4 protein-coding genes are annotated in these 3,891 nt (G+C 78.3%); 3 read left to right on the top strand and 1 reads right to left on the bottom strand.

Going from position 1 to position 3,891, the window contains the following annotated elements:
* The 3 genes from ABQ292_RS26165 to ABQ292_RS26155 all read left to right on the top strand — a co-directional run.
* Positions 1–1,440 (top strand): CpaE/TadZ family protein (locus ABQ292_RS26165; protein WP_369210627.1); only part of this gene is annotated, 1,440 nt, incomplete at its 5' end.
* Between the two features lie 76 nt (positions 1,441–1,516).
* Positions 1,517–2,899, top strand: a complete 1,383-nt coding sequence (locus ABQ292_RS26160) for a WS/DGAT/MGAT family O-acyltransferase (protein WP_369210626.1) — start codon at positions 1,517–1,519, stop codon at positions 2,897–2,899.
* A 96-nt stretch (positions 2,900–2,995) separates the two neighbouring features.
* Entirely contained in the window at positions 2,996–3,508 is a 513-nt protein-coding gene (locus ABQ292_RS26155) for a DUF6912 family protein (RefSeq protein WP_369210625.1), read from the top strand.
* A gap of 8 nt (positions 3,509–3,516) precedes the next feature.
* On the opposite strand, the gene ABQ292_RS26150 is transcribed toward ABQ292_RS26155, so the two are convergent.
* The coding region (locus ABQ292_RS26150) for a hypothetical protein (protein ID WP_369210624.1) at positions 3,517–3,891 on the bottom strand (375 nt) is incomplete at its 5' end.

Below are 3,891 nucleotides of genomic sequence, written 5' to 3'. Positions count from 1 at the left end.
ACCACCGGCGCCGGTCACGTCCCCCTCGGCCCCGCCGTCCGCGCCGGCCGCTCCCTCCGCGCCGGCTGCACCGTCGGGTGGGGCGGTGCCGTCCGCGGGCTCCGGAGTCCCGCCGGTGCCCGGCACCCCTGCCGGACCCACGGTCTGATGGCGCTGCAGGTCGTCACCGCCGTCACCGGCGCCGCCTGGGAGTCCGCGCTCGTCGGCGCCCTCGACCGCGTAGACCACGGCGTGACCGTCGTCCGCCGGTGCGTCGACGCCTCGGACCTGCTGGCCACCGCGGCCACGGGCACCGCGCAGGCCGCCCTGCTCTCGGCCGACCTGCGGCGGCTCGACGCCGAGGCGGTCGCCCGGCTCGCCGCCGCGGGGGTCGCGGTGGTGGGGCTGGCCGACCCGCACGACGAGCGCGCCGGTGAGCGGCTGCGGGCGCTCGGCGTCCCGACGGTGCTGCCTGCCGACGCCGCTCCGGAGGAGGTCGTCCGCGCCCTCCGCCAGGCCGTGGCGGGTGGCACGCCGGCCGGGCGGGACGTCGCCGACCCGCGCGCGGCCCTGCCCCTCCCCGACGTGGGCGAGCGCCCACCGGACGAGCCGGGGCTCCCGCGCGGCCGGGTGGTCGCCGTGTGGGGTCCGACCGGCGCCCCCGGCCGGACGACGGTCGCGGTCGGCCTCGCCGACGAGGCCGCCCGTCTCGGCGTCCCGACCCTGCTGGTCGACGCGGACGTCTACGGCGGTGTCGTGGCGCAGGTCCTCGGGCTGCTCGACGAGTCGCCCGGGCTGGCGGGGGCCACGCGGCAGGCGGCCGCCGGCACCCTGGACGGGGCGGCGCTCGGTCGGCTGGCCTGGTCGGTGCGCCCGCACCTGTCGGTGCTCACCGGTCTGGCCCGGGCCGACCGGTGGCCGGAGCTGCGCCCCCGGGCGGTGGCCGCCGTCCTCGACGAGGCGCGCCGGTCCGCCGCCCTCACGGTCGTCGACTGCGCCTTCAACCTCGAGGAGGACGAGGAGCTGTCCTTCGACACCGCCGCGCCGCGGCGCAACGGTGCGACCGTGACCGTGCTCGAGGCGGCCGACGACGTCCTCTGTGTGAGCGGCGCCGACCCGGTGGCGCTGCAGCGCACCATCCGGGCGCTCGGCCAGCTGCGGGACCTGCTGCCGGAGGTGGAGCCGGCCGTCGTGGTCAACCAGGTCCGCCGGGGGCCGGTGCCGGGCGACCCGCGCCGCGAGATCGGCGAGGCGCTCGAGCGCTTCGCCGGGCGGGAGGTGCGCGCGTTCCTGCCGGCCGACCGCCGGGCCACCGACGCCGCGCTCGCCTCGGGCCGCACCCTCGCGGAGGTGGCGTCCGGCTCGCCGCTGCGGGCCGGGCTCCGGTCCCTCGCCGCCTCCCTGGCGCAGGTCCCCGAGCCGGCCGGCGGACGGCGGCGGGGCCGGCAGCGCGCCGGGTGACGCCGGGCGCCCGGCCCGACCGCTGCTCCGCGTGCACGCCCCCACGTAGCGTGTGCCCCCGAGCCGGAGGAGGGCGATGACCGAGCGGCTGACCACCCTGGACGCCTCGTTCCTGTACCTGGAGGACGCCGGCGCCCCGATGCACGTCGCCGGCGTCCTGGTCCTCGAACCGGTGGACGGTGGGCTCGACGCGCTCGCCGAGCTGCTCGAGGCCCGGCTGCCGCTCGTCCCGCGCTACCGGCAGCGCGTCGTGCCGGTACCCGGGCACCTGGCGAACCCGGTCTGGGCCGACGACCCGGACTTCGACGTGGCCTACCACCTGCGGCGATCGGCGGTGCCGCGGCCGGGCACCGAGGCACAGCTGCTCGACCTCGTCTCCCGGGTGACCTCCCGGCCGCTGGACCGCCGCCGTCCGCTGTGGGAGGTCTACCTCGTCGAGGGCCTCGCCGAGGGACGGGTCGCGGTGGTCACCAAGACCCACCCGGCGCTCGTCGACGGACTGGGCGCGGTCGACATCGCCCAGGTGCTGCTCGATCCCACGCCCGACGTGCCCGTCCCGGCGGGCGACTCCTGGACGCCGCGTCGCGTCCCCGGTCCGGTCGAGCTGGTGGCGGGCGCGCTCGGTGAGTACGTGCAGCGGCCGACCGCGGTGGTCGAGACGGCCCGCTCGGCGGTCGGTGACCTGCGATCGACCGCGGCCCGCGTGCGCAGCGCCACCGGGGGGCTGGTCCGCGCCGCGCGCTCGGCCGTCGTCCCGGCCCCGCACAGTCCGCTCAACCGGAGGGCCGGGACCCTGCGCCGGGTCGCCGTCGCGCGGGCCGACCTCGAGGACCTCAAGGCGATCCGGCGGGCGCACGGCGGGACCGTCAACGACGTCCTGCTCACCGTGCTCACCGGCGCACTGCGGGACTGGCTGCTCTCCCGCGGGGAGCCGGTGATCGGCTCGACCGCCGTCCGGGCGCTCGTGCCGGTGTCGGAGCGGGGGGAGGAGAAGGGCCTCCCGGGCAGCAGCGTCTCGGCCTACCTCGTGGACCTGCCGGTGGGGGAGCCCAACCCCTGGGTGCGGCTGGCCCGTCTCGGCTACGCGATGCGCAGCGTCACCAGCTCGGGTCGGTCGGTGCGCGCCGACACCCTCATCGCACTCACCGGGTTCGCCCCGCCCACGCTGCACGCCCTCGGTGCGCGCGCGGCCCGCGGCCTGTCGCGGCGGGTGTTCAACCTCGTCGTCACCAACGTCCCCGGCCCGCAGGTGCCGCTGTACGCGGCCGGCAGCCGGATGATCGAGGTCTTCCCGGTCGTGCCGCTCGTCGGCGGCCAGGGCCTGGCGGTGGGGATGACCAGCTACGACGGCCGGGTCTACATCGGGCTCAACGCCGACCGGGACGGCGTCGGCGACGTCGACGTGCTCGCCGACCTCGTCGAGCAGGAGGTCGGCGCCCTGACCGAGTCCGTGCGCTGACGCCGCCTCCCGCCCCGGGTCCACGCCCGAGGCGCTCCGGGGCGCGCGGCGGCGGCGGTCTACCGTCGGCCCCTCATCGAGGAAGGGAGCGGCCGGGTGCGGATCTACCTGCCGGCGACGACGAGCGTCCTGCGGACCCTCGTGGAGGAGGGCCGGCTCCCCGGGCCGCACACCGGGTTCGCGGTCACCCCGCGGCTGAGGCAGTACTACGCGCTCAGTGACGCCGGGGCCGACGTCGAGGAGCTCGAGTACGCGGCACTCCTGGCCGCCGCGCGGGCCAGCCTGCGGCTCATCGACGTCGACCCCACGGCCGCCCGCCGGCGGGTCGTCCTCGCCGCCGACGTGGCCGACGCCTCGGTCGCCCCGATCGACGACGCCGACACCGACCCGGGCGCGGTCCGGGTCACCACCGACGTCGCGCTCGCCGACGTGGCCAGCGCGCACGTCGACGGCGCCGAGGCCGAGGAGGACGTGCGCGCGGCCGTGGCCGTCGTGCTGGAGGCCGACCTCGGCAGCGACGACGCCCAGTTCGTCGTCGACCAGGCCGAGGGGCACGAGCTGGCCTGGTACGCGACCCAGGAGATCGGCGCGGCGCTCGAGCTGCTCTGAGCGGGGCCTCACGCGGCCTCCTCGCCGCGGTCGGTGTCGCCGGACCGTGACGGCTCCCGGTGGCGGGCCACCTGCACCCGCCGGGCGGTGCCCGCGGTGACCAGCCAGCCGGACCCGGGGCGCACCGGCACCGGCGTCCGGGGCAGCCGGATCCCCAGCAGGTCGGCGTCCCCGGGACCGGGGCACAGCAGCAGACCGTTCCGGCTGCGGCGCAGGTCGGCCAGCGGTCCACGGAAGGCGCCGGAGAGTTCACCGGCGGTGCCGGCGGCGAGGACCGCGACGTCCAGGTCACCCAGGTCGGCCGACGTCATCGCCGTGAGGACGGCCGAGTCGGCCAGCGTGCCGGCGTCGTCGAGGAGGACGGCGCCCGGCCGTCCGCGCAG

This window comes from Geodermatophilus maliterrae, assembly GCF_041018925.1.
In the GTDB taxonomy this organism is placed as follows: Bacteria; Actinomycetota; Actinomycetes; order Mycobacteriales; family Geodermatophilaceae; genus Geodermatophilus; species Geodermatophilus maliterrae.
This window is presented reverse-complemented; position numbering and strand designations above follow the sequence as displayed.

Bases quoted from the DNA above. Each gene is read 5' to 3' on its own strand.
- ABQ292_RS26160 (WP_369210626.1), top strand. From the start codon at position 1,517: ATGACCGAGCGGCTGACCACCCTGGACGCCTCGTTCCTGTACCTGGAG.